Source organism: Streptomyces sp. TRM64462 (assembly GCF_013362995.1).
Classification (GTDB): Bacteria; Actinomycetota; Actinomycetes; order Streptomycetales; family Streptomycetaceae; genus Streptomyces.
The window spans coordinates 1-460 of record NZ_JABWDV010000469.1; the positions used below are offsets into that span (position 1 = coordinate 1).

General features: G+C 61.5%; 3 tRNA genes. All 3 read right to left on the minus strand.

Annotated elements, in window-relative coordinates:
* Window positions 1-93: 93 nt before the first annotated feature.
* Window positions 94-165 (minus strand) — tRNA-Val (locus HTZ82_RS31520).
* A 1-nt stretch (window position 166) separates the two neighbouring features.
* Window positions 167-240: transfer RNA gene (locus HTZ82_RS31525), tRNA-Cys, on the minus strand.
* 37 nt (window positions 241-277) lie between these two features.
* Window positions 278-350 (minus strand) — tRNA-Gly (locus tag HTZ82_RS31530).
* Window positions 351-460: the final 110 nt, after the last annotated feature.

The following is a 460-nucleotide window of genomic DNA, read 5'->3' on the forward strand; positions in this document are numbered from 1 at the left end:
ATACTGGGATTGAACCAGTGACCTCTTCCGTGTCAGGGAAGCGCTCTCCCGCTGAGCTAATCGCGCGAGAACCGCTGCTACCAGCGGTTTCAGTGGACGATACTGGGATTGAACCAGTGACCTCTTCCGTGTCAGGGAAGCGCTCTCCCGCTGAGCTAATCGTCCTTGGAGGTGGAGACGGGATTTGAACCCGTGTAGACGGCTTTGCAGGCCGTTGCCTCGCCTCTCGGCCACTCCACCCGGAGTGCAGGGGGTCTCGGGAAGATCCCCCACGTCGAGCGGACGACGAGATTCGAACTCGCGACCCTCACCTTGGCAAGGTGATGCTCTACCAACTGAGCCACGTCCGCTTGTCGTTTCCGTTTCGCTTCCGCGTCCCGGCGACGTGTTGAACTCTAGCGGATTCCCGGGCCAGCACAAAAACGCGTTTCCCCAGCGTGCTGCGCCAGTGCCCGCCCCC